At 30.1% G+C, this 25,622-nt stretch carries 21 protein-coding genes; 6 read left to right on the top strand and 15 right to left on the bottom strand.

The annotated features are described in order from the left end of the window. Window positions 1–378 precede the first annotated feature (378 nt). The 5 genes from ACTNBA_RS14715 to aroB form a co-directional block, all read right to left on the bottom strand. Window positions 379–1,533 carry an AlbA family DNA-binding domain-containing protein gene (locus ACTNBA_RS14715; RefSeq protein ID WP_441074993.1) on the bottom strand — a complete coding sequence of 385 codons (1,155 nt, stop codon included), beginning with the start codon at window positions 1,531–1,533 and terminating at the stop codon, window positions 379–381. Window positions 1,534–1,628: 95 nt separating this feature from the next. Beyond that, window positions 1,629–2,135, bottom strand: a complete 507-nt coding sequence (locus ACTNBA_RS14720) for a shikimate kinase (RefSeq protein ID WP_441074995.1) — start codon at window positions 2,133–2,135, stop codon at window positions 1,629–1,631. A gap of 35 nt (window positions 2,136–2,170) precedes the next feature. After that, on the bottom strand, window positions 2,171–3,247 hold the full coding sequence (gene aroC / locus ACTNBA_RS14725) for a chorismate synthase (RefSeq protein WP_441074996.1): 1,077 nt from the start codon (window positions 3,245–3,247) through the stop codon (window positions 2,171–2,173). Next, the gene (gene aroA / locus ACTNBA_RS14730; RefSeq protein ID WP_441074998.1) at window positions 3,225–4,508 is read right to left on the bottom strand and encodes a 3-phosphoshikimate 1-carboxyvinyltransferase; all 1,284 of its coding nucleotides are present in this window, start codon (window positions 4,506–4,508) and stop codon (window positions 3,225–3,227) included. The genes aroC and aroA overlap by 23 nt, the downstream gene beginning before the upstream one ends. Before the next feature lie 11 nt (window positions 4,509–4,519). Further along, complete coding sequence (gene aroB / locus ACTNBA_RS14735; protein ID WP_441074999.1) at window positions 4,520–5,581, bottom strand: 3-dehydroquinate synthase; 1,062 nt, start codon at window positions 5,579–5,581, stop codon at window positions 4,520–4,522. A 256-nt stretch (window positions 5,582–5,837) separates the two neighbouring features. Between aroB and ACTNBA_RS14740 the strand changes: the two genes are divergently transcribed. Together ACTNBA_RS14740 and ACTNBA_RS14745 are read left to right on the top strand one after the other, a co-directional pair. Next, complete coding sequence (locus tag ACTNBA_RS14740; RefSeq protein WP_441075000.1) at window positions 5,838–6,758, top strand: CPBP family intramembrane glutamic endopeptidase; 921 nt, start codon at window positions 5,838–5,840, stop codon at window positions 6,756–6,758. Between the two features lie 32 nt (window positions 6,759–6,790). Next, window positions 6,791–6,922, top strand: a complete 132-nt coding sequence (locus tag ACTNBA_RS14745; RefSeq protein WP_278245262.1) for a hypothetical protein — start codon at window positions 6,791–6,793, stop codon at window positions 6,920–6,922. A gap of 54 nt (window positions 6,923–6,976) precedes the next feature. Here ACTNBA_RS14745 and nifJ read toward each other — a convergent pair whose 3' ends face one another. The 7 genes from nifJ to ACTNBA_RS14780 all read right to left on the bottom strand — a co-directional run bounded on the left by nifJ (window position 6,977) and on the right by ACTNBA_RS14780 (window position 17,091). Beyond that, the gene (gene nifJ, locus ACTNBA_RS14750; protein WP_441075001.1) at window positions 6,977–10,495 is read right to left on the bottom strand and encodes a pyruvate:ferredoxin (flavodoxin) oxidoreductase; all 3,519 of its coding nucleotides are present in this window, start codon (window positions 10,493–10,495) and stop codon (window positions 6,977–6,979) included. A 279-nt stretch (window positions 10,496–10,774) separates the two neighbouring features. Then, window positions 10,775–12,178: a vWA domain-containing protein gene (locus ACTNBA_RS14755; protein ID WP_441075003.1), complete on the bottom strand. Its 1,404-nt coding sequence runs from the start codon at window positions 12,176–12,178 to the stop codon at window positions 10,775–10,777. A gap of 6 nt (window positions 12,179–12,184) precedes the next feature. Then, complete coding sequence (locus tag ACTNBA_RS14760; RefSeq protein WP_441075005.1) at window positions 12,185–13,318, bottom strand: ATP-binding protein; 1,134 nt, start codon at window positions 13,316–13,318, stop codon at window positions 12,185–12,187. A 13-nt stretch (window positions 13,319–13,331) separates the two neighbouring features. Beyond that, complete coding sequence (locus tag ACTNBA_RS14765) at window positions 13,332–14,135, bottom strand: hypothetical protein (protein ID WP_441075006.1); 804 nt, start codon at window positions 14,133–14,135, stop codon at window positions 13,332–13,334. A gap of 244 nt (window positions 14,136–14,379) precedes the next feature. After that, the gene (locus tag ACTNBA_RS14770; protein WP_441075008.1) at window positions 14,380–15,609 is read right to left on the bottom strand and encodes a sensor histidine kinase; all 1,230 of its coding nucleotides are present in this window, start codon (window positions 15,607–15,609) and stop codon (window positions 14,380–14,382) included. Continuing rightward, window positions 15,596–16,330: a LytR/AlgR family response regulator transcription factor gene (locus ACTNBA_RS14775; RefSeq protein ID WP_441075009.1), complete on the bottom strand. Its 735-nt coding sequence runs from the start codon at window positions 16,328–16,330 to the stop codon at window positions 15,596–15,598. Before ACTNBA_RS14775 ends, ACTNBA_RS14770 begins: the two co-directional genes overlap by 14 nt. Window positions 16,331–16,371: 41 nt before the next feature. Then, a complete protein-coding gene (locus ACTNBA_RS14780) occupies window positions 16,372–17,091 on the bottom strand; it encodes an accessory gene regulator B family protein (protein WP_441075011.1) in 720 nt (239 codons plus the stop codon). Between the two features lie 379 nt (window positions 17,092–17,470). Here ACTNBA_RS14780 and ACTNBA_RS14785 point away from each other — a divergent pair, with 379 nt between their 5' ends. Then, entirely contained in the window at window positions 17,471–17,653 is a 183-nt protein-coding gene (locus ACTNBA_RS14785) for a hypothetical protein (RefSeq protein WP_150845295.1), read from the top strand. Between the two features lie 207 nt (window positions 17,654–17,860). Here ACTNBA_RS14785 and ACTNBA_RS14790 read toward each other — a convergent pair whose 3' ends face one another. Further along, window positions 17,861–19,177 carry an HAD hydrolase family protein gene (locus ACTNBA_RS14790; RefSeq protein WP_441075013.1) on the bottom strand — a complete coding sequence of 439 codons (1,317 nt, stop codon included), beginning with the start codon at window positions 19,175–19,177 and terminating at the stop codon, window positions 17,861–17,863. A gap of 590 nt (window positions 19,178–19,767) precedes the next feature. Here ACTNBA_RS14790 and ACTNBA_RS14795 point away from each other — a divergent pair. Together ACTNBA_RS14795 and ACTNBA_RS14800 are read left to right on the top strand one after the other, a co-directional pair. Beyond that, a complete protein-coding gene (locus tag ACTNBA_RS14795; protein ID WP_346876296.1) occupies window positions 19,768–19,968 on the top strand; it encodes a thioredoxin family protein in 201 nt (66 codons plus the stop codon). A gap of 174 nt (window positions 19,969–20,142) precedes the next feature. Next, window positions 20,143–21,024 carry a nitroreductase family protein gene (locus tag ACTNBA_RS14800; RefSeq protein WP_441075014.1) on the top strand — a complete coding sequence of 294 codons (882 nt, stop codon included), beginning with the start codon at window positions 20,143–20,145 and terminating at the stop codon, window positions 21,022–21,024. A 71-nt stretch (window positions 21,025–21,095) separates the two neighbouring features. On the opposite strand, the gene ACTNBA_RS14805 is transcribed toward ACTNBA_RS14800, so the two are convergent. Further along, window positions 21,096–21,896: a MerR family transcriptional regulator gene (locus ACTNBA_RS14805; RefSeq protein ID WP_441075016.1), complete on the bottom strand. Its 801-nt coding sequence runs from the start codon at window positions 21,894–21,896 to the stop codon at window positions 21,096–21,098. A 166-nt stretch (window positions 21,897–22,062) separates the two neighbouring features. Beyond that, window positions 22,063–24,078: a penicillin-binding transpeptidase domain-containing protein gene (locus tag ACTNBA_RS14810; protein ID WP_441075018.1), complete on the bottom strand. Its 2,016-nt coding sequence runs from the start codon at window positions 24,076–24,078 to the stop codon at window positions 22,063–22,065. A gap of 209 nt (window positions 24,079–24,287) precedes the next feature. On the opposite strand from ACTNBA_RS14810, the gene ACTNBA_RS14815 reads away from it, so the two are divergent. Beyond that, entirely contained in the window at window positions 24,288–25,589 is a 1,302-nt protein-coding gene (locus ACTNBA_RS14815) for an alpha-L-fucosidase (RefSeq protein WP_441075019.1), read from the top strand. The last annotated feature ends 33 nt before the right edge of the window (window positions 25,590–25,622 follow it).

The following is a 25,622-nucleotide window of genomic DNA, read 5'->3' on the forward strand; positions in this document are numbered from 1 at the left end:
CTTCAGATTCCATCTCACGGTGGACACCCTTGTCTTAAGCTATACACTTACCACTACTAGGTCGTGTTAGGGACTTTCACCCTTAAGATTACGCCCATGCTGGGCGCACTAGAAAAATGCACAAAATGGTATATTCTGTGCATGAAATTCCAACTTAATAGCAAAATTGGTGAATAAATAATCTTATTCTGCTACGTAGTCTTCAACAGCTTGAATTATAACTTCTCCCTTTATAGATAATGGAGCTATTACACATATGTCCTTACTAACATTAATTTCGTTACAAAAAAATTAGACGATAAATTCTAGTTCCTTCTTTATCGTCTAATCTTTTACTTATAAGGATTATAAATTTAATTCTAATTAGCCTTAATATCACTATTTTTTACCTTCATAGAGTTTTGTTCCTGGTAAAATTACCTTAAAACAGTCTTCTGCTCTAGAGTTTATAAAGGTCACATTTTTTTTGAAAGGCTTTTTTATCCTTCCAAATCCACCTTCATTGTTTAAAAATCTTTTATTTTCATCTAGTGTTACTAGTTTTTCATAAAGCCACATATTTCTTCTATTATAGTTAATTCTTTTTCCTGTGGAATTGTTCTGTATCATTTGTCCTGGGCTATTAACTATTATACTATTTCTAGATATCACCACTTCTATAACTCTATCTATGGAAGAATACTCCCTATAAAGTACTGCATTGTTTATTGCCTCAACTATAGCTCCTATAGGATAACTCTTAGGTAATATTTTTCTTAATATATCTTCGCTTTTATCTATCATAGATAAGAGATTACCTTGTACAACATTTACTCGGTCTTTTCCCTTACCTAAATTATTAGTTATTCTAATCATGTTTTGAGGTATGCAAAGACTATTGTTATCAGAAAATACTAAAAGACCACCCAAGGTACATTTCTCTTCTCCAGTATCCTTATCTGTATATGATATTCCTGCACTTCTCATAAGAAATTTTTCATTAGAACTATTTATAACTATACCTTTTTTATGAAAATAGTTTTTTACTATTTCAATATTTATAAGATTTATATCACTTCTTACTACTTGGGAAGTTTCAATAAAAAAGTCTAAATTCTCCTCAAAAGCTTCTACGAGTTCCTGTTTTCTCATAGTATCAGTGGTAGAGCCTCTTCTGATATAAAATGCTCCGTTCTCCTTAAGTTGATATGGCTTTTGTTCTCCATCATATATTGTAATTATACAAATCCTTTTTTTACTTATATTATACTCATCTACAGAGATTGGGATTGGTGGCTCACATCTAGAAGATATTATTTGTTGTACTTGTTCTTCTGTGAAAACTTCACTTTCATCTAAGCCTATTAACTCTTTTGTTTTATCCTCAATACCTACAACTATATATCCTCTTCCACCCTTTGAATTAGCAATGGCACAAACATCTTTAGCTAGTTCTTTTTTGCCACTTTCAAAATCTAAGGATAGCTTTTGTTTAAAATCTAACTTTAATCCTTCTTGCCGTTTTATGATAGACAGTATTTTCTTAGTATCCACGATCTCACCTCAATTCTCTATATTAATATAATATTAAAAAGGATCCATATATGACTTTATAAACAGATAAGATTTAAGGAATATATCTATTAATACTAACGCTTATGGAGCTTAATTTTAATTATATCCTTTATAATATTAATAACCTTTTCCTTACTATCATTATTATCTATAGTAATATGAGCATATTTTTTATAGAGCTTATACCTTTCTTTATGTAAGTCATATATCTTATCTTTTCCTTCTTTTAAAAGAGGTCTATTTGATATATCTAAAGTTTCTATTATTTTTTCCGGTTTTCTGTCTATAAATATTATACATCCACTTTTTCCTAAGGCATCCATGTTCTCTTTTCTCTTTATAACGCCACCGCCTGTGGCTATAAGAGTATTTTCTAATTTAGAAACCTGTTTAACTGCTTCTGTTTCCCTATCTCTAAAGTATTCTTCGCTAATGTTAAACATTTCCTTTATAGTCATATTGTTTTTTTCTTCTATATATTCATCTAAGTCAATAAAATTTATTTCCTCATCGTTACTAATTATATTACCTAGACATGTTTTCCCACATCCTGAAAGACCTATTAATATGATATTATTCAAAACTCTTCTCCCTTCTAGAATACCTATATATTATTCTACTGAAGCATCATATCTAAAATCGCAATGGCAGTGACACACTCCACCACTGGAACTGCTCTTTGTACTATACAAGGATCATGTCTTCCCTTAATTTCTAAAATATCATCAGCTTTTGTCTCTATATTTACAGTTTTCTGTGGTAAAGCTATAGATGGAGTTGGTTTAAATGCTACTGAAAATGTAACTGGCATTCCACTAGTAATTCCACCTAGAATCCCCCCATTATTATTAGAATAGGTTTTTATGTCCTCACCTTCAATATAGTACTGGTCATTTGCCTCACTACCTCTTAGGGTTGAGATGTTAAATCCTTCTCCAAACTCTACTCCCTTAACTGCTGGAATAGAAAAAAGCATATGGGATAATACACTTTCTACTGAGTGAAACATTGGACTTCCAAGTCCTACTGGCAGATTAATAACAGCTCCTTCTATAACACCGCCAATAGAATCTCCTAAAGCTTTAACCGCTAAAATTTCTTCTTTCATTTCTTCGGAAATAATCTTATTTAAGGTAGGAAATCTATCCTTCCTTAATTCTTGTAATAATTCTTTTCTTATATTTACTTTGTCAAAGCCATGATCTTTTATCTTTCCAATAGACTTTATATGTGCACCTATATACACATCATATTCCTTTAAAATATCCTTACATATTGCTCCTGCAAAGACTAAAAGAGCTGTGAGCCTACCAGAAAAATGTCCACCACCTCTATAGTCATTATATCCTTCATATTTAATCATAGCTGGGTAATCACAGTGGCTTGGTCTTAGCTTTACCTTAAGCTCTGAATAATCCCTAGATTTAGTATTATTATTTTCAATTATGGCTGATAGTGGTGCCCCTGTAGTTCTTTCTTCAAAAATTCCACTTAAAACCTTAGGTATATCTTTTTCTACTCTAGAAGTAGACAATGAATCTTGACCTGGTGCTCGTCTTCTCATTTCTTCATTAACAAAGTCAAAATTTATCCTATGCCCTGCTGGTAATCCATCAATTATAACTCCTATGGCATCACCATGGGATTCCCCAAAAACTGATACTTTTATTTTATTCCCTATAATTGAACTCATCACCTTCACCCCCTAATTTAATATAATCCTTAAAGAAATTAGGATAAGACTTCTCTACGGCACTAGGATTATTTATGATAACATTACCACTAGCTCTTGTGGCTGCTATGGCCAAGGCCATTACTATTCTATGATCATTGTGAGAATCAACTTCTCCACCCTTTAATTCATTAACTCCTGATATTATTAAAGAATCTTCTAACTCTATTATATTTGCTCCTAGTTTATTTAACTCTTTAGTTATAGCATGTAGTCTATCACACTCTTTAATTCTAAGTCTTTTAGCATTTACTATTTTAGTTTCACCCTCTGAAAGGCTAGCAAGCACCGTAAGAACTGGAACTAAATCAGGACAATTAGAGGCATCTATTTCTATGCCCTTAGTCTTAGAAGGTTTTACTTTTATACCTTCTTCACTTTCTTCCACATTACATCCCATAGCTTCTAAAATATCTAATATGACCTTATCTCCTTGAAGAGAATCCTTATTTAGACCATAACATACTATAGAAGAACCTAATGCCCCTGCTACTAAAAAGAAGGCTCCCTGAGAATAATCTCCCTCTACATAATAGTTTCTACTATTATATTTTTGCGCCCCTCTAATATTAAACTCTTTATAATTATTATTTTCTATCTCTATGCCAAAATCCTTTAAAATATCTAAAGTAAGATCTATATATCCCTTAGATTCTAGTTTTGTAGTTATCTGAATTCTAGAATTACCCTCTAAAATGGGGAGAGAAAACAGTAGCCCTGTTATAAATTGTGAGCTTATATCTCCCCTTACTCTATATGTACCACTAGTAAGTTTTCCGCTTACCTTCAAAGGCAAACCGTCCTCTTCCATTGAGTATTTTATACCCTTTTCTTTAAAGATTTCGTAATATGGTTCTAGTGGTCTTGAAATTAACTTTCCTTCTCCATGAAATATATAGTCACCATCTTTAGTTAAAGCTAGTGGAATTAGAAATCTTAGGGTAGAGCCAGATTCTCTGCATCTTAAATCTAGTTTCTTTTCATAGGAAAACATCTTTCTTCCATTAATGTACAAACTATGCCCTTCAATATTAACAACTGCTCCTAACTCCTTCATTATCTCCATAGTAGCTTCAATATCCTTAGAAAGTTGTATATTATCCACCCTAGATATTCCTCTACTTAGAGCAGCTGCAATTATCCCCCTATGCCCTAAACTTTTAGAAGAAGGAACAACTATATTCCCTTTAAGTAACTTGGGTTTTATTATAATTTTATCCACAGCTTTTCCTCCTAAATAAATTTTTCTAATTCTTCATGACTAATCTTATGAATAAAAACCTTACCTATGTCTTCAATAAGAATAAGGTTTATAAAATCTCCTATTGTCTTTTTATCTACTGAAATAGCATCAATAATATCTCCTCTGGTTTTCCCTTGGAAATCATAGGGCAAGTTAAATTTATCTAGTAGCCTTTTTATTCTGTTAGCAACTCCACCCTTACATATATTTAACTCCTCACATCTAAGGGCTATAGAATACATACCTATAGTCACGGCTTCTCCATGGGAAACACCCTTGTAATTTTCAAGCTTTTCTATAGCATGGCCTATGGTGTGACCAAAGTTTAAAATCATCCTCTCTCCCTTGTCCTTTTCATCCTGCTCTACTACCTGTTTTTTTATACTACAGCATTTATATATTATATCTTCTATATATTCAAATAAAGCTTCATAGCTTTCTATACTTTCAAACTTTTCAAAGAGCTTTTTATCCTTTATTAATCCATATTTTATAGCTTCGCCTAACCCATCATTTACATATCTCTTTTCTAAGGTTTTAAGCACCCGAGGATCAATATATACTGCCTTAGGATGATAAAAATTACCTATTAAATTTTTTCCCCTAGGTAAATCTATAGCAACCTTACCTCCTATAGATGAATCGATTTGGGCAAGCAGTGATGTTGGAACTTGAACAAATGGAATTCCCCTTAAAAGAGTAGCTGCACAAAAGCCTGATAAATCTCCAATGACTCCTCCCCCTAAAGCTATAATTAAATTTCCCCTATTTAGCTTAAAATCTAAAAGTTCATTATATAACTTCATTAAAGATTCTATTGATTTACTACCTTCACCAGGTTTTAAAACTACCTTTAAAACTTTAAAATCATTATCCTCTAAAGACTTTTTAACTATATCTCCATAAAATTCATCTACATTCTCATCAGTAATTAAAGCTATTTTATTTCCTTCATACATCTTTGAAATCTCTTTACCTATACTATTTATAATTCCTGATTTAATGAGAATTTCATATTGATTATTAGGAAGGTTTATTTGTAAATTTCTCATAATTATCTTCCTCCGCTTTATTGTTCTCTCCTTTTATTTTAAATAGTTACTTACTGTTATTATAAGATATTTATTACTAATTATTATACATTAATGAATTATATTTTCACATATGAATTCATTAATAGAAACTTATGTACTAAATTACTCCTTTTGTATTATATATATTGTGAATTAATATATATAGTGTAAAATATAATATAATGTTACATATACATTACTGTGTATATTTTATAATTTAAATTGGGGGATTTTTATGAATTTTTTTAACACACCTTCCGTTATGATTGATGAAGCAAAAAAAGCTAAACTGAAACACAATCCATTTCTCAACTTACTTATATCCTTAGTTCTTATTTTAGTAAGTCAATTTATACTTGTGATTCCTATGGCAATAATAGGTTTTATAACTGTGATTAAATCCAATGGATTATCTATGACCATAGATAATGAAACTTTAACTCTTATAAATTTATTTGGTACTGGATTTTTAATTATACTCTGTATTTTATATTGCAAATTTAGTGAAAGAAGAAATCTTCGCTCTATGGGGTTAATGAAAAAAGGTGCTTTTAAAGAATATGGCATTGGATTAATAGTAGGACTTGTTATGTTTAGTGCTGTTGTATTGATTCTAATGATTTCTGGACAATTATCCTTTGTTAAGGTTACTCTGTCTTCTCTTCCTATAATTATTATTTTCTTTATTGGTTTTATGATACAAGGTGCCAGTGAAGAATTTCTATGTAGAGGCTTTTTATTAACTTCCATTGCTGCTAAAAATGGAATTATTCTCGGTATTATTTTGAACTCCTGTTTATTTGGGTTTCTCCACATTTTCAATTCAGGCTTTTCTATACTCCCACTGATTAATATTATTTTAGTTGGTATATTCTTTTCCGTTTATGCTTATCGTACAGATAATATTATTGGAGTATGTGCAATTCACACCATGTGGAACTTTGCTCAAGGTAATATATATGGAATTCTTGTTAGTGGAATGAACATAGGACCTTCTATTTTGAAAGTTAATAGTTTTAGTAACTCTTTACTATCTGGTGGTAACTTTGGAGCTGAGGGTGGCCTTGCTTGTACAATTGTATTAATTACATCTACATTGATTGTAGTATTTATTCCTAAAAAATCTATTTCTACATCACATAGTGAATCAAATTAAATTATATTATATTAGATTATAAGGAGGCTTTTATGGAGACTTTATTTGCTTTTATTCCAATGTTAATTATTTTACCCATAATTTTATTGTTTTGGGGTTTAGGTATTTATGCACTGGTACTTATGATTAAAGCTTTAAAAATTTATATTAATAAAAACTCATAATGTATCTAAATTATAGAAGACCATATCATAAATATGACATGGTCTTCTAATTTTTTATTCTTGAGCTGATAACTTCTTATAGTTATTATATCTTTCCATAGCATCTGCTTCTGTCTTTGCAAATAATTCCTCTGCTACTTCTGGGAATACCTTGGCTAAGGATGCATATCTAACCTCACCTAATAAGTAGTCTTTAAAGCTTCCATTTGGTGCTTTTGAATCTAAGGAGAACGGATTCTTAGTTCCTTTTAAATCTGGATTATATCTATATAAAGTCCAATATCCACACTCTACTGCTCTCTTCTGTTCTTCTTGTGAATAAGACATTCCAGCTTTAATACCATGATTAATACATGTAGAGTAAGCTATTATTAATGATGGTCCATCATAAGCTTCAGCTTCTGAAATAGCTTTTATAGTCTGATTTTTATCTGCTCCCATGGATACTTGAGCTACATATACATAACCATAGCTCATAGCCATCATTCCTAAATCCTTCTTCTTAGTTCGCTTTCCTGATGCTGCAAACTTAGCTACCGCAGCCGTTGGAGTTGATTTTGATGATTGACCTCCTGTATTAGAATAAACTTCTGTATCAAAGACTAATACATTTACATTTTCTCCTGATGCCAATACATGGTCAAGGCCGCCATATCCTATATCATAAGCCCATCCATCTCCTCCAAATAGCCATTGAGATCTCTTAACAAAGAATTCTTTATCTTCTAGTATCTTCTTAGCTAGTTCACTATTTTCTTTCTGAAGAACTTGGGTTAACTTAGTTGCTCTATCTCTTGTACCTTCACCCTTATCTATGTTATCTAACCAATCCTGTAACACGGGCTTAGCTCCCTCTGAAATATTGCCACTTAGAGCTTCTCTTATATTCTGTGCAATTCTTTCTCTTATGGTTTTAACAGCCATAAACATTCCAAAACCATACTCAGCATTATCTTCAAAGAGTGAGTTAGCCCATGCTGGTCCATAGCCTTCTTTATTAGGTCTATAGGCTGTTGAAGGTCCTCCAGCTGCCCAAATTGATGAACAACCAGTAGCATTAGCTACCATCATTCTATCTCCAAATAATTGAGTTACAAGTTTAGCATATGGAGTTTCTCCACAGCCTGCACATGCACCTGAGAATTCAAGTAGAGGCTGCTCAAACTGACTACCCTTCACAGTATTTTTGTTCAATGGATTCTTCTTGTTTGCAACTTTTTCTACAACATAATTCCAAACTTCTATTTGATCATGTTGACTATCCTGTGGTTTCATAACTAAAGCTTTTTCTTTAGCTGGACAAACCTCTGCACAGTTTCCACATCCAGTACAATCTAAAGGTGTAACTCCTATATGGAAGAACATAGGAGCTTCAGTTTTAAGAGCCTTGGCTTCTAGCAACTTCATATCCTTTGGAGCATTTTCTTTTTCTTTTTCATCTAATAGAAAGGCTCTAATAGTGGCATGTGGACATACATATGAACATTGGTTACATTGAATACAGTTCTCTGATATCCACTGTGGCACATTTACTGCTATTCCTCTCTTCTCAAAGGCAGTAGTACCTGCCATGAAAGTACCATCATCTACTCCCTCTCTAACCAATGTAGAAACTGGAATAGCATCTCCTTCCATCCTATTCATTGGTTCTACAATATCTTTAATAAATGCAGGATAATCCTTCATTATATCTAACTTATCATCCTTAGCATCCTTCCATTTACTTGGGACTTCTATTTTAACTATAGAATTTATTCCTGAATCAATGGCAGCATGGTTCATATTTACTACTTTTTCACCCTTCTTACCATAGGAAGTTATAACTGCTTCTTTTAAATATTTTACTGCATCTTCAATAGGTATGATATCTGCTATCTTAAAGAAGGCAGCTTGCATTATCATATTTATTCTTCCACCTAACCCAATTTCTTGGGCTGTTTTAACTGCATTTATGATGTAGAGATCTATATTATTTTCTGATATATATCTTTTTAAGTCAGCTGGTAATCTATCTTCCAAATCTTTTTCTGTCCATTGAGTATTTAAAAGGAATTTTCCACCCTTCTTTAATCCTTGTAATAAGTTATAGCTATAGACGTAGGATTGGTTATGGCAAGCAACAAAATCCGCTTTGTCAATGGTATAGTGAGATTTAATTGGTTTATTACCAAATCTTAAGTGAGAAACAGTTATTCCACCTGATTTCTTAGAATCATAAGAGAAATATCCTTGAGCATACATGTCTGTATGATCTCCAATAATCTTTATAGCACTCTTATTAGCTCCAACGGTACCGTCAGAACCTAATCCCCAGAACTTACATGAGGTTGTGCCTTCTGGCGTAGCATCTATATCTTCCTTTGGCATTAACGATGAGTTTGTAACATCATCAATTATTCCTATAGTAAATCTATCCTTTGGTTTATCTTCTTTGAGGTTTTCAAATACGGCAGCTATATGAGCTGGAATTGGATCCTTTGAACCAAGTCCAAATCTTCCACCTACTACTAATGGAGCATTTTCTTTTCCAAATAGTGCTCTTACTACATCTAGATAAAGAGGCTCCCCTATAGAACCTGGCTCCTTAGTTCTATCAAGTACTGCTATCTTCTTAACTGTACTTGGCATAGCTTTTATAAACTTCTCTATAGAGAAAGGTCTATAAAGTCTTACTTTTACAAGTCCTACCTTTTCTCCCTTAGCTCTTAGATAATCTATAGTTTCCTCAACTACTTCAGATACAGAACCCATTGATATGATTATCCTATCTGCATCCGGTGCTCCATAGTAATCAAAACAGTGATATTCTCTTCCTGTTAGTTTTGTTATTTCACTCATATAATTTTCTACTACAGTAGGTATATCTTCATAGTATCTATTAAGTGATTCACACATTTGGAAATATAAATCAGGGTTTTGAGCAGTTCCTCTTGTAACTGGATGATCTGGATTTAAAGCATTTTTTCTGAACTCATCAATAGCTTTATAGTCTACTAGTTTTGCAAGTTCCTCCTGCTCTATAACCTCAACCTTTTGTATTTCATGGGAAATTCTAAAGCCATCAAAGAAACTAAGAAATGGCATTCTAGCCTTTATAGCACTTAAATGTGCTACTGCTGCTAAATCCATAACCTCCTGAACAGAACCTTCTGCAAGCATTGCAAATCCTGTTTGTCTTGTAGCCATAACATCTTGATGGTCACCAAATATACTTAAGGATGACGTAGTAAGAGCTCTAGCTGCAACATGTATAACTCCAGGTAATCTTTCTCCTACCATCCTATACATGTTAGGTATCATAAGTAATAGACCTTGTGATGCTGTATATGTAGATGATAGAGCTCCTGCTTGTAAGGAACCATGTAATGCTCCAGCTGCCCCTGCCTCAGATTGCATCTCTACTACTTTAACAGGATGACCAAATATATTTTTTCTTCCCTTAGCGGCCCATTCATCTACTAGCTCAGCCATAGGTGTAGATGGTGTAATTGGGAATATAGCAGCTACTTCTGTAAATGCATAGGATATATGTGCTGCTGCTGTATTACCATCCATAGTCTTCATTTTTCTCATGTTATTACCTCTTTTCTTACAGTTTAAATATATTGGTATGAAGGTATTTAGACATATATCTAATGCCTCAATAGCCTTTTGTTACTTTGCTCTAAGTTATAAAGCTTTAATTTTTACTCTTATACCATTTATATGTTGAGCTAAATAAGTGGATATTATGTATAGCATTAAAATTTATTAAAGACTTATTACTTAACTATAAGAAAATGAGACTTTCACAAAATAGAGTTATCCATTTTGTGAAAGCCTCATTGGTAAAACTATATAATTTTTAATACTTTATATTGTAGGTTCAACACTATTCATGGACCAACCATCATTTCTTACGTCATGTATATCTATAAACTCATCCTTCTCTTCTATAGCTTTAAGCCTCTTTACTACTCCATAAGGCTCCTTTAAAGATAATTTATCTCCTCTGCCTGATATTATCCATAGAGTTCTATAACCTTTTGGAGTAACCTTTAATTTATCTTCACCTTTACCATCAGTAAAATATATAAGTAAGTTAGTATCAGTGTTATTTATATATTCAAATACAGGAGTAAACTGTGTTCCTCCCCCTTTAGTAACCCTTTCTCTTATATCCTTTACAGACTTAACCTTATATGCTCTTTTAATATTGCTATCACACTCTATTATAGTTACTTCACTATTATAATTTTTTACTATTAAAAGTACTTCTTTCATAGATTGCATAAACTCAGCATCACTTATACTTCCACTTATATCTATAGCTACAGCAATTTTAGCCCTATGCCCTCTTAACTCCCCTTTTAAATCTAATCTATTAGGTTGCCTTCGACTTCTTCTTGTTACAGTTTTCTTCTTACTACTCTCTAAGGTTCCCATTATTTTTTTCAAATAAATATTCCATGGGATTTCATTTTCACTTCCCTTTAAAGTTTTTAGCATAGCTTCTATCTCTATTGGAAGCTTTCCTTTACTAGAAAGCTCTGCAAATTTCTCAGTAAAGGACTTCAGAGTTTTATCATCTATATCATCAGATTCATCCCAGGTATCATGAGTCTTTTTAGGATCATATTCATCCTTAGTATCGCCTTTAGAATCATCCTCTTCGCCTTCTTTGTCCTCTTCTAACAAATCCAATTCTCCTTGAATTTCTCTTACATAGTACTCCATAGAATTATATGGTTCTAACTTCAAATTATATTTTGTATTTACCCATTCTAAGGTAGTTGCATAGGCAGGTAAGAAATTAATATATTGATTTGCAACTATGTCCATAGCCATATTAACAGCTAAGGTGCTGTATTTTTTTCTTAATTCCTTTGCCCTTACTAAATGTAATGCTAAAATATGATGTATTTCATGTTTTATAGTCCCTTGCATCTGACTCAAATCAAGTTGTAAAAATATAAGAGGATTAAAATAAACAATATATTTAGCTCCCTTAAAACTTATAGCTGTAGGTGTATCTATATCATATCTTATTTCTCTTTTTACCTGAAATAAAAAGTATCCATAGAAATTTTCATTATCTTCCATCAAGGCTAGATTTACTCTATCTACTAGTTTATAAAACTCCAACTTTAAGTCTTCTGGCATATCTACTACAAATTTTTCGCCATCTCTTCTGGCTTTAAACATCTCTCCACCATTAACTATATTAGTTACCCTATTATAAAGCTTAACCCTCAATTCTTCAAAATTCTTACTCATGGCTATCTACCCTTTTATCTCAGTATAAGCTGCAAAGTAATTCTCTACAAAGTCTTCATTTTCTAATATGAAGTTATATATTTTCTTTTGACTTTTTCTCATATCCTGCATAATTCCAATCATCAAATCTACTGGATAAAAGCTAAGAAACTCTACAAATCTATCTATAACTTTTTTTATAGCTGCTCCTTCTAGCTCTTCAACTTTGCTGCTAATATAATTTATCATATTACTACCTGTTAAATATAATCTAGTGTGGCTCTCATTGGATATCCTAATTTTAACCTGCTCTGATAAAACTTCTTCTTCAAATACTTCTTCTGGAGAAATTAAAGTAGTATTATCCGACTCCATAAAATCCATAAGTTGCTCTGCAATAATTCTTCCAAGATTCCCCCTTAAAACATTTAAAAATACTCTTCTTGGTATACTATCTTTATTTTCTTTATATAACTTATAACTTTTAGACACTCTTTCAAAGCTTCGTGGGGTAGCCCTTATATCATCTTCGTTAATACTGTGTAGATGCTCTGGAAAAGTAGATATGAATTCTATTACTTTTCTATCAACTTTATTTTCCGAAGCCCATTTAATCCAACCCTTTGCATCACTTTCCATGTTAAGCCAAACAAATCGATTTTCTTGGGCAGCATCCATATCTACTACTTGATAATCAAAGTCTGAGCCGTATTTACTGGATGGATTCATTGCAGCCAATATCTTTACTTTATCATGAAGCTTATATCCATTTATCTCTCTATTTAATATCAAATTCATAAGCTCTTGTTGTACACTATGCTCACACCTATTTATTTCATCTATAAATAAAAGCACCTCTTTACCTTCTAAAATAAGATTATCTATTTCTCTAAGCTTTGTATGAATAGCATAGATAGTTGTCTTTTTACTTACTACTCTTCCATGTTCATCTTTAATAGTATATTCTTCCACTGTAGGGAGTCCACCTATTTCACCCTCCTTTAAAAGGTTTCCATCTATAACAACTAAACTCCATTCTCTTTGTCTCGCCAAAGTCTTTGCAAGAGCAGTCTTGCCTATTCCACTCTCTCCTACAATAAGAGGTACTTCATTAGTTTCTATTACAAGCTCTACACTTTTTAATGTATCATTAAAGTTCATTTGCATTATCCTCCTACATAATCTTTAGCTTTTCATCTATAGCAACTCTTTTTGATCTATTACTTCCATACTTATGAATAAATATAATCTTATCCATAGAAATATTATTATACTTTTTATTTATACTTTCACAATTGATAAAATTTCTTACATAGCTCTCTTCTATATCTTCACTAGATAATCTTTCTTTTAATACTCCTTCGAGCTCTTCTATAGAAATATCTTTTATAAGATATTTAATTACTAGTATATTTTCTTTTAAAAATTTTATCATCTTTTCCTTATCTAGATTATGAACAAACTTAATAGCAGCTTCATTATTTCTAATGGCAGATATCTCAGCTTTTTCACTAGGATTGTTAATATACCTTAGGGCATCATAGCTAATATTTACAGCCGCTAGCTGCACCTCTTCACAAGGATTTTCTATATACTTAATAGAATCATAATTTTTCTCAATAGCCAACCTCTGAAGATGACAGCTAGGATTCTTTATATACTGAATAGCCCATCCCTTTTGTTCAATCCCTAGATTTACTAGTTCTTCACTAGGAGCATCTATATATTTTAAAGTATTCCAGCTTTCCTTTACTGCATACTCTTTCATTTCTAAGGTAGGCTCATCTATAAATTCAATAGCATTTATATTACTCTTCAATGCTTTTATATTCATTTCCTCTGTTGGATCTTTTATGTACTGTAGAGACATTCCATCCTTCTCTACAGCCAAAAGCTTCATTTCTTCTGTTGGGTTCTTTATAGTTTTTATAATAATTGGATTCCTCTTTACCATTTCTATAGCTCTATTATAATCCATAACCATATTCCTCCTAGGTTTATAGCACACATAAGACTTGTAAAATCTTATAACTGCATAACCTTCACTAAACAATAACTTTATTAAGTAATAATAATTCTCCATTTAATTATATCATTTTATAGTATATTTAAAAGCACTTTATTAAATATTTTTTTATAATTTCTTCAAGGTATATATGATTATTTTCAAAAAAATGGATATCAAAATTAATTGATATCCATTTTTAAAATTTTTTAAGTTTTTAAATATGTATTTCAACAGAAAGCATGTCGTCGTCTGTTTCTATTAAAATATTGCCTTTATTACCACTCACTATTTTTTGCACATTATGTAGTCCATAGCCCCTACTAGAACCCTTAGTTGAATATCCTTCTTTAAACATTGAGGATATATTTATTTTATTCATATCTTTTACAGTGTTTTTTATAGTGATAACATATCTACCGTTAGTTGAATAATCTTCATCTATATATATATCAACTAATTTATTGGGACTCTCCTTAGCTGCTTCTATAGCGTTATTTAATAAGTTAGTTAATATAATTACCATATCTGATTGACTAATCTTTATATTATTCAAGCTATTTTTAATGTTACACTTTATATTTACATCAGCTTTTTCTGCTTCGCAAATTTTACTATAAATAAGAGCTCTTAAAATTATATTATCTATTGTCATTAGCTTTGTTAAAGTATCTTTATAAGTTATATCTTCTATATACTTCTTTATTACTTTATTAACTTCATCATAATTTCCCACCTGAAGGGTTGAGTATATCACATTTAAATGATTTTTATATTCATGTTCACTAGCCCTTAACTTCTCAATATACTCATTTAAAATCAAATTATATTTATTTTGAATTTCTAATATCTCATTCTCCTTCATAATTTTATATATATCTCTACATAAAGTCATAGTTATTATAATGAATACTAACAATGCTGAAAATAATCCAATTCTTAATCCACTGCCTATAAAATGACTATCATTTATAAATATTAATATAGTTAATATTAGAAATAAGTTCACTATTCCTGTTATGATAATTTTAGTACTTATCTTAGGTATAGTTGAAATATTCAACTTAACATATTTAGTAAAATAATATATAGTACCTAATGTAATTGTAAATACCCCCGCCAATGTTAAGGTTAAATTTATACTTTCTGTATTTATATCTAATATACCTACTATAATTCCAACAATACTTTCTGCTATCATTAAAACTAATAATGATATAGTTATCTTTATTAGAGACTTATAAAAAGTGTCATTATGTAAAAATTTATTTATGAATGCATATATTATAGTTAAAGCTCCTATGGTGAATAATGGTATTTTTATAACACTACCAAAAACATATGCTAACATAATAGAAATTAAAACATTCTTAATATTAATTTTATCAAATAAAATATTGCAAATCATACCCAATGTAAACAACTCTAAAAAATTATTTATACTCATTTTCATACCCTAAAATTTCAAATACTTTTTCACAGTAACTTATAGATAAGTCAATAATGTCACTAATGTTAACAAAATGCACTTTCCATAACTTAGTATACATCTTGTCTATTCTTTTTATATATTTAGTGTTTACAATAAAGGATTTATGGCATTGTACTATACTATTTGATTCAATCATACTTAAAAGCTTCCCTAGAGATAATTTTGCATAAATTACTCCATTCTTAACTGTTACAATTTTGCACTTCCTTGGTATATACTCAGCAAAAACTATATCATCATGATATAGTTTATAGGTTATTTTATTTTCTATAGTTATCATACTATACTTTCGATTGTCATTTTTCTTAACATTTTCTTTCATAAACACATCTATGATTCTTTTAATATCTTTTTTACTATAAGGCTTTATTAAAAAATCATAGCAGTGTATATTTTTAAATGCATCTACCATCTGATAACCTTGACTTGTTATAAATACTATTCCTTTTAATTCATAACCTTCCATGGCTCTAATTTTTTTAGCTATATCTATCCCAGATCCATCTGGTAAGTTGATGTCAATAAAGAATAAGTCAATATTTTTTTCACTAATGACTTTTAATGACTCTTTAAATGAATGTGCCGTTAGGAGCTCCACATTATTATAGCTTTCTTTAATTAGGTTAGACAAATTATCACTTTGAATAATATCATCTTCTATTAACAATAATTGCATCTTCATCACCCCTAACAATTATAGCACATTTTAGATAATTATTACTTACCTTTTTCTCTTAATTCTAATGGTAATTCAACTTCTCCCCAAAAGAATATAGAAGAAGATTTCAACGCTGCTTCTCCTACTCCTATACTGGCATTAGTTAATACACCACTCATAAGTTTTCTTAAGTCGAATTTTTTCATTAAATTTTTCATTACAGATTTCCCCCTGTTATTCATATGATATTCATAAATCATATATATTCCAAATAATAATACAAGATTTATGTACACAGAATCATTTACTACTCTTACTAAAGTATATGTAAATAAATATATGAAGCTTGTCTTTAATTTTAATTTTAAAATTACCTTAGGAGCTTCTATTGCTTTAATCTTAGTTCTATATTTAGCAGTAAAAATTGTAGCTATAACAGATACTAATATTAAAACTCTTATGAATCTTGGTATTATTATTATAGAAGATAAAAAATACATACTTAAATATATTCCTGTAGTCTTTATAAAGCATCTTGCAAAGCTTTTACAATGCCCACCTCCAAGTTTAGTTCTAACCCCTAAAATTAATACTGTAATTATGAAAAATTCAGGTAATCTTTTAAGCATAATAGATATTAAAAGTATTATAAAGAATTTAACTCCTTCACTTATAAAAACCTCTACCCCATATCTAATTCTATCAAGGTAATATATATCTTCTATATTAGATTCTGTGGCAATAAAATTCACAATTTTTTTTACTAAAATACTAATCATAAAATCCCTTCTTAATTTCAAGTTTTAACAAAATTATACACCATTGCTATATGGTTTATTTTGAATTTTCATGAAATTACTTATTTCATACCTAAAATTCCTTATTTTTCACGCTCAAACTTTATTTTACATTAATTCTTAACTTACATGTTCGATATTTAACCTTTCGTTCCAAAAACCACACTACAAGATTATTTTAAGCTATAATCATATATGAATAACACACTTATATAGAGGTGGTTTAATTACAACACCAGTAAAATATTAATAGAAATAATAATCTCAAATTCCTTTCATTAATATACATAAAGCACCTCTATATTCATTTTATACTAAATTTATATTTATATTTATAATCTTTTATTGTGAGGTGCTTCTGATGAAATCTATCAGAAAAGATTTAAAATTAGATTTGATAGCTTCTATTATAGCTATATTGATTTTCTTATTTTCAGTACCTAGATTAATAAAGACATCTGACCCTACTACCATTGCATTTTTAGGTATTTGTGTATTACTACTCCTTATATGTAACTTGCGTAAAATTCATAGTAATAATTAAGTTATTATTATAATAAATTATATTCAATAATTTAACTTAATATATGTAATTAACCAATTTAATTGTAATTGTGACTATAGAGTGTAAAGTCAATGTCCCCTATATAAAAAAGAAAACACAGTAAAGTTTCTAATCTTTTAGTACTTTACCGTGTTTTCCTTTTGTTGATAAATAAAAGTAATTAAGCTTTAAATTTAATATATTAGTTTAATAATTAATTACTTTTGAATAAAATATTTTTTTAATGGTCTTTACTACAGAATCACTTTCACTATCTCCTATGATTTGTGAATTATTTTCTTTAACTGTAATAGATGCATTTTCTACTACATATCCTTCATCTGCTACTTCAATCATAGAACTATCCTGTTCTACACCAGCAAATACAACTACTTTCTCACTTTTAATCATCTCTCTTAACTTTATCAAAGCACTTCCTCTAGATGTTTTACCACTATACACTTTTAAAATATAGTAATCTTCGTTATATCTTTCATATATAACCTTGATGTTTTTATAATCCCTACATCCTTTAAGCCTATTATGTAGTATTTCTATTTTATCTATCTTGTTAATAACCATGATGCAAATTACGTCTAGCCCTTGTGGTAGTTTACTATAAATATAATTTTTCAATGGAAGTACTTTCTCTAAATTATAAAATCTCTTTTCTTCTTCATTAGTAAAATTACCATAATAAATGTGCATCACATCATTAATTATAGTATGAGTAAAGGTATTTATAGATAACTCATCACATATATTTAAGATTCTTTCAGCTATTTCATTATTTATTCCTTCATGGTAAACATAGCTTTTCTTATTAAAATCATATATTGCTGCTCCATTCATTGTAATTACTGGTAACTTAATATCCATACTACTAACTATAGGCGCTACAGTTTCTGGAGTTTTATCTGTTACTAATGTCACTAGTGCTCCTTCTTCTATCATTTCCTTTAGTTTTACCTTAGTATAAGCACTAACTTGATTTTTAGAATCCATTAAAGTATTCGTTAGTGTACTTATAAACAAAATTTTGGTATTTCTCTTCTTAGGTAACCTCATAGCATTGACCCCTAACGCTACAAAAATCCCAATTAAAGTGTCTATAATTCTATTAATAGTAAATGCATAAGGAACTACATCATCTCCATGATTTATAGCCACACTTAAAAATACTACACAACTAATATAGGATGCTGTTTGTCTTTCAAGTAATATTGTAGTATATATTAAAGGTATGATAGCTACAGATGTTAATAGATATCTTAGTTGTGGCATAGATTCAGGTATAAATCTTCTTTCTAATAATAACACCATCACTCCAAAGGCACCTCCAATTAAAGTCCCAATGGTACGATTTAAACCAACCTGCTTAGTACTCTCCACACCTTGTTGCATGCATAAAATTGCCGCTATTGCTGAATAGAATGGCATTCCTGTGCCTCTTACTAAATATATTAAAAAACATATAAAGACTGCCACTGCTGATTTTATAATCCTCATTCCTATCCTTGGCATTAAAATCCCCTTCTTTAACTAATAATTTATAATACATTATATCATGAGTATTTATAACTTTTTATATTTAAACGTATTCTAATTTTACATATAAATATTCAAATATTCTTTAAAATCAAATGAATTTTAGTTATTCTGAAGTTTACACACATAATTAATATTGACATTCATCATGTTTTCCATATATAATTATTCCAATTATATGGAATTTGTTGTCATTACCTTTATAAAATAAGTATAAATATAAATATAGGATTTTAAGGGGGAGAAACTCATGCTTGAATTTTTTAAACTCATACCTATAATTATTATGATTATATTTCTTTGTCTGGGAATTGGTGTCTTTCTACTTATTAATAAGATATTTAAATGACGTATTTATCTAAGTTTTGATTTGACTTTTATAATGAATAAAGTTATATCTTATTAGATAATATAAATATATAAACTTAATAGGAGGTTCATAAATGAATAGCTTAAATTCTAAAGAAGACCTTTTAAAACTAATTGATACTACGGATTTACTTTTATGCTTCTTTACTGGAAAATGTTTTTGAGGAAATGATGACCTGCTTTGTAAAGTAGATGACTTGCTTACTAATTATCCTAAGGTTAAATCTATAAAAATTAGTATTGATGAATTTCCTTCCTTGTGTGCAGAATTTTCAGTTTTTACAGCACCTACAATTTTACTTTTTACTCAAGGAAAAGAAACCCTAAGAGAATCTAGATTCATTGTCATGAATGAGTTAGATAAAAATATAAATAGATATTATAGTTTAATATTTTAATAATATCCTTTTCAACCTTTTAGTAATTTATATAATAACTAAAAGGTATTTTTTATATCTTCACTTAAAATAATTATTAAAATCATTTTATATTTGTATAAACTTCCTTGACTCTATAGTCCCTATAGGGTTTAACCTTTGAAATATAAAATATTGAATTTAGGAGATGATTTTATGAATAAAGAATATTTAAATGATACTATCAAATTATTATGTGAACGTGCAAGTTGCCGAAGCTTTCTAGATAAGAAAATTCCTGACGAACTATTGAATGAGATTATATCTTGCGGTTTACATGCTGCTACTGGAGGAAATCTTCAACCTTACTCTATAATAAAGATAACTGATGATAAGACTAAGGAACGTTTAGTTAATGAATGCGATATGCAATCACTAGTTAAAAATGCACCTGTTAATCTTCTATTCTGTATTGACTGGAGAAGAATTCAACGTTGGTGTGAAGCCTCTGATGCTCCTTTTGTAGCTACCAAGAGTTATAGACATTTTTGGATTGCTCTTCAAGATACAATAATATGTGCTCAAAATATTTGTACTGCTGCTGATTCTATAGGTTTAGGCTCTGTATATATAGGCACAGTAGAAAGTTGTTTTATGGAATTAAAATCTATATTTAATATTCCAGAAGGCGTATTCCCTGTAGTTCTTTTAAGTATTGGATATCCAAATCAACCTTTAATTCCTGCTCCAAAGTTAGGCATAGAAGCCATAGTTCATGAGGAAAGCTATAAAGACTTAACTATAGACACTTTAGTAAAGCTACAAAATGAAAAATACAATTCTAAAAAATTTCCCCTTAGTCCAACTAATATGGCATCAATGAAAGAAGTGACTTTAGATATAGGTGGAGAAGATTACAGTAATAAGATTATTACATCTATAGAACAGCAAGGGTATATTAATATGGCCCAAAGATACTTTGGTCTTCACTATAAAGCAAATTGGTCTTGTATAGGAAATAAGAATTTTTTAGAAGCTCTTAAGGCATATGGATTTACATGGATTATGGGAGAGGACTTTCCTACTGATGACAAATAAATTTTAAAATTAAAGGATATAATTAGTCAATAAACTACCAATTATATCCTTTAAATATTTCACAATAATTACTATTTCAATAATAGCTGAATCCGTCTCACCCATTCTTCATTATTATCAGATATGTTTGGCCCTATAATCAATTCTTCTATACCGATTCCTTGTAATTCCATTTTAGAAGATTTTATATATTTTAATAAGCTATCATAACTTTCTTTTAAACTGTCTCGACTACCTATATGGTCAATGACTCCATAGACCCCTTCTTTTAATGTGTATTTATTCTTAGAATCATTTAGCTTTTCTTCTTTGCTAAGAGCCAGATAACTTTTAAGATGAGTTTCTCCTTTATCATTAATATTTATTAACCTTGACGGCTTAAACATAACTTCTACACTAATACTACAATTTCTATCAAAACTTACCAAAGACCTTATTACATTATCTATAGTGCTATTTTCATTTACGTCTATTAAATATCCTTCCCTTCTTTCTAATACCATAATTCTCGGCTCTGTAGAATAATTTCCTTCCCTTAAATCATTTATATTTTTTAATTGCTCTTCTACATAACAAGAAACTTTTTTTAAGTTCTCTATGTTTTCATCAATTACATTTTTCAAATTATTAAACAATTTTTCTGTTTCACATATATCTCCACTTAAAACCTTCATAATTTCACTAAGAGATAATCCCGTAGACTGTAATGCTTTTATTTTCCACAATCTCTGACTAGAAGTACTATCATAATATCGATAACCTGACTTAGAATCTACTTCTACAGGAACTAATAATCCAATATTATGGTAGTATCTTAAAGTTTGTATGTTTATATTATGTAGTTTAGCCATTTCACCTATACTAAATTTCACTTCGTTTTCACCTCATATATTAAATAAAATTAAGTTTAATATTATAATAAAACAGGAGACACATTATGTCTCCTGTTTTTATACTACTGTAAAATAAAAGTTCCTTACATACTGAAATGATTTAAGTATTAAAAATATTACTAATAATTTTCACTATAAAGAATAATTATTTCTTTAAATAGTATTCCATAACATTTTTAACCTTAGCTGTTGGTATTCCACTACCACCTCTACCTTTTACGTCTTCTATTATCATAGATATGGCAATTTTAGAATCATCTGTGTTTACAGCTACAAACCATCCATTTTCTTTACCCGATTCATCTTTTTGATCTTTCTTTATCTCTGAAGTTCCAGTTTTACCAGCTATATTAAATCCATTTACTTTTGCAGTGGTAGCTGTTCCATCTGCATCATTTATTACAGCTGAGAAAGCATCTACTAAAGCTGGTACTTTTTCTGCCTTTATAGCATTTTTCAATACTTTTGCTTCTGGATTTTTTCCAATGTTAAGTCTTGGCTGCATTATATCTCCATTGTTTCCTAATGCACTATATGATAATGCAATATCTAATGGTGACATAAGCACCTCACCTTGACCATATCCTGTGTCAGCAAGAAGTATTTCTTTACTTAAAGTATTATCATTACTAATTTGAGAAGTTTCCATTGGGAAATCAAAAGTTATCTCTTCTCCAATACCAAAGTTTTTAGCTCCATTTATAAAGGCATCTGCTCCTATATTCAATGCTACTCTTGCAAAATAAATATTATCCGAGTATTTTGTAGCTTCTTTTAAGTTTATAGCCTTACCAGGATCTTTTACTCTCGTAACCTTATATCCACCCCATGATGAATTATTTTGCCAATCTAATCCCTTAATATCCATAGTTTCTCCTGGATTAAGTGCGCCTACATCCAATCCTATAGCCGCTGTAACTAGCTTCATTGTCGAGCCTGGTGCGTATACATTATTAAACCTATTGTCAAACTGCTGACCATCAAGCTTTTTCCACTGATCACTTAAGGATTTTGTTTTATATGTTACAAATATATTTGGATCATAGGAAGGTGAACTTACCATAGCTAAAACTTCTCCAGTTTTAGGGTCTACTGCAGTAGATGCTCCCTTCTCACCTTTCATTTCACTATATATCTTACTTTGAAGCTCTGGGTCTATTGATAGTTTTATATCCTGACCATTCTTTGCTTCTGTTTTAGCTAAAGTTATTTTTTCTTCTCCCTTTTCAATGTATATTTCTCCACCATCTTGGCCCCTTAATATATCTTCATAAACCTTCTCAAGACCAGCTTTTCCAAGGAGACTTATTTGTGAATAACCCTTATCTTTATTATTTTCCATTTCTTCTGCTGTAATGGCTCCCACATATCCTATTAGATTTCCAAAAGCTTCTCCTCCGGTGTAAACTCTGGAGTTTTTATTGTTTATTTGAACGCCTTCAATAGTGGAAAGCTTATTTAACTTTTCAGAATCAGATTGAAGTACAGATACTATTGGTACAAAATAATCTGGGTTAGTATTAGCTGCTAGCTGTTCTTCTATATATGACTCACTTATGTCTAATATAGTTGCCATAGCTGTTATTTTTTCTGACTTTTTATTTTCAAATTTACTTGGATGAATTCCTACAGACTTTACTATATCATCTTGTGCTAAAAAGTTCCCATTTCTATCTAATATACTTCCACGTTTAGAGTAATAATCTTCTACCCTCACCTTATCATCTGGTTTTTCCATTTGAGGGAATATTAAACTCTCATTCCACTTTACTTTATACCCATCCTCTTCTTTAACTAAAGTTGCTTTATAATCTTTGATATCTACCTTTCCTGCCACTGTATCCATAGTCATAGTAAATGGTATTTCTAATGACTTTTTATCTCTTTCCTTTTCTCCTACTATTTGAATATCCATATTACTAGCTACAATAGCACTATATATATTAGTGTATCTTTCTAAAAACTCTTCCTCGTTTATATATGCTTTTGATTCCACTGAAAGCATATTATACATACTTTTAAAATCTTGCTTAATCCAAGCATTTTTATAAATGTTAAAGGCATCCTTTATTTCATCTTTCTTAGAGCAACCTGTAAATAAAGCTATACCTATAATTATAGTTCCAATAATTAAGCTTAGTTTCTTTAAATTATTTTTCATTGCTATCCTCCTTATAAAATGTATTTTCTTACTGGGTACTTCACAGTTTAAATACAAGCTTATCTATTCTGCTCAATAAATAAACTACTACATCTATTGTAAGTTTATATATACTTTTATTCAATGAATTTTCTTAAAAATAAAAGTGAATCTTTTACAAATTTTTAAAATATTAATGTATAATTAATATAGAAAGGATTGGTGAAATCATGATAGATATTGAAAATGAAAGCAAAATTTATCTTCAACGTGAAGAAAGAACTAAATGGTTCCAAGAAGCTAGATTTGGAATGTTTATACACTGGGGATTATATAGTATACCTGCTGCAGGTGAATGGATTATGACTAACCGACAGATGACTGTTGAAGAATATAAACCATACTTTGCTGAATTTAATCCAACCAAATATAACCCTAGACAATGGGCCAAACTTGCAAAGAAAGCCGGTATGAAATATGCAGTTATGACTGCTAAACATCACGATGGATTTTGCTTATTTGATAGTGCTTATACTGACTATAAATCTACTAATACAAAAGCTAGAAGAGATTTAATTAAAGAATACATAGATGCTTTCAGAACAGAAGACATTAAAATTGGTCTTTATTACTCACTTCTTGATTGGCATCATGAAGACTATCCAGCCTATGGTGATAGGCACCATCCAATGAGAAATAACAAAGCCTTTAAAAATAAAATTCATAACTTCGATAATTATGTTAAGTATTTTCATAATCAAGTTAAAGAATTAGTTACTGGCTACGGTAAAATCGATATAATGTGGTTTGACTTTTCTTATGATAATATGACCGGTGAAAAGTGGAAAGCTACTGAACTAGTAGATATGATAAGGAAATATCAACCTGATATAATTATTGATAACAGATTAGATGATAAAAAAAGTATTAAAAAAGCTAACCTTTCTACTTATACCGGTGACTTTGACTCACCAGAACAAATTATTCCTCCAAGGGGCGTACTTAATGAAAATAGAAATCCTGTACCTTGGGAAGCTTGTATTACTCTCAATAATAATTGGGGCTATGCTTCTATGGACAAAGATTATAAATCCTCAAAGCAAGTGGTTAGGAGCTTAGTTGAATGTGTTAGCAAAAATGGTAATATGATTTTAAATGTAGGACCTAATGCAAAGGGTGAAATTCCAAAAGAATCCGTAGCTATCCTGGAAGAGGTTGGGGAATGGCTTGATGATAATGGAGATAGCATCTATGGTTGTAAAGGTAGCTACCTACCAAAACCAGAATGGGGAAGATATACCCAAAAGGGGAATTTACTTTATGCTCATATTTATGATAGAGGAATCGGTCACACTAATCTGAACAATCTAAGGGGAAAGATTAAAAAAGCTAGATTCCTTAAAGACTATTCTGAAATTAAAGTAGAGTTTCCATGGATGGCAGAAGAATTTGAAGCTGATGCCTTTATAAACTTACCTAGTGCAATTCTTCCTGATGAAAAAGATACAGTAGTAGAGTTAGAACTACTATAAACTTAATTTATATGTTATATAAAAGGAGATTTT

This window comes from Clostridium sulfidigenes (assembly GCF_052067195.1).
Lineage (GTDB): Bacteria > Bacillota > Clostridia > Clostridiales > Clostridiaceae > Clostridium_J > Clostridium_J sulfidigenes.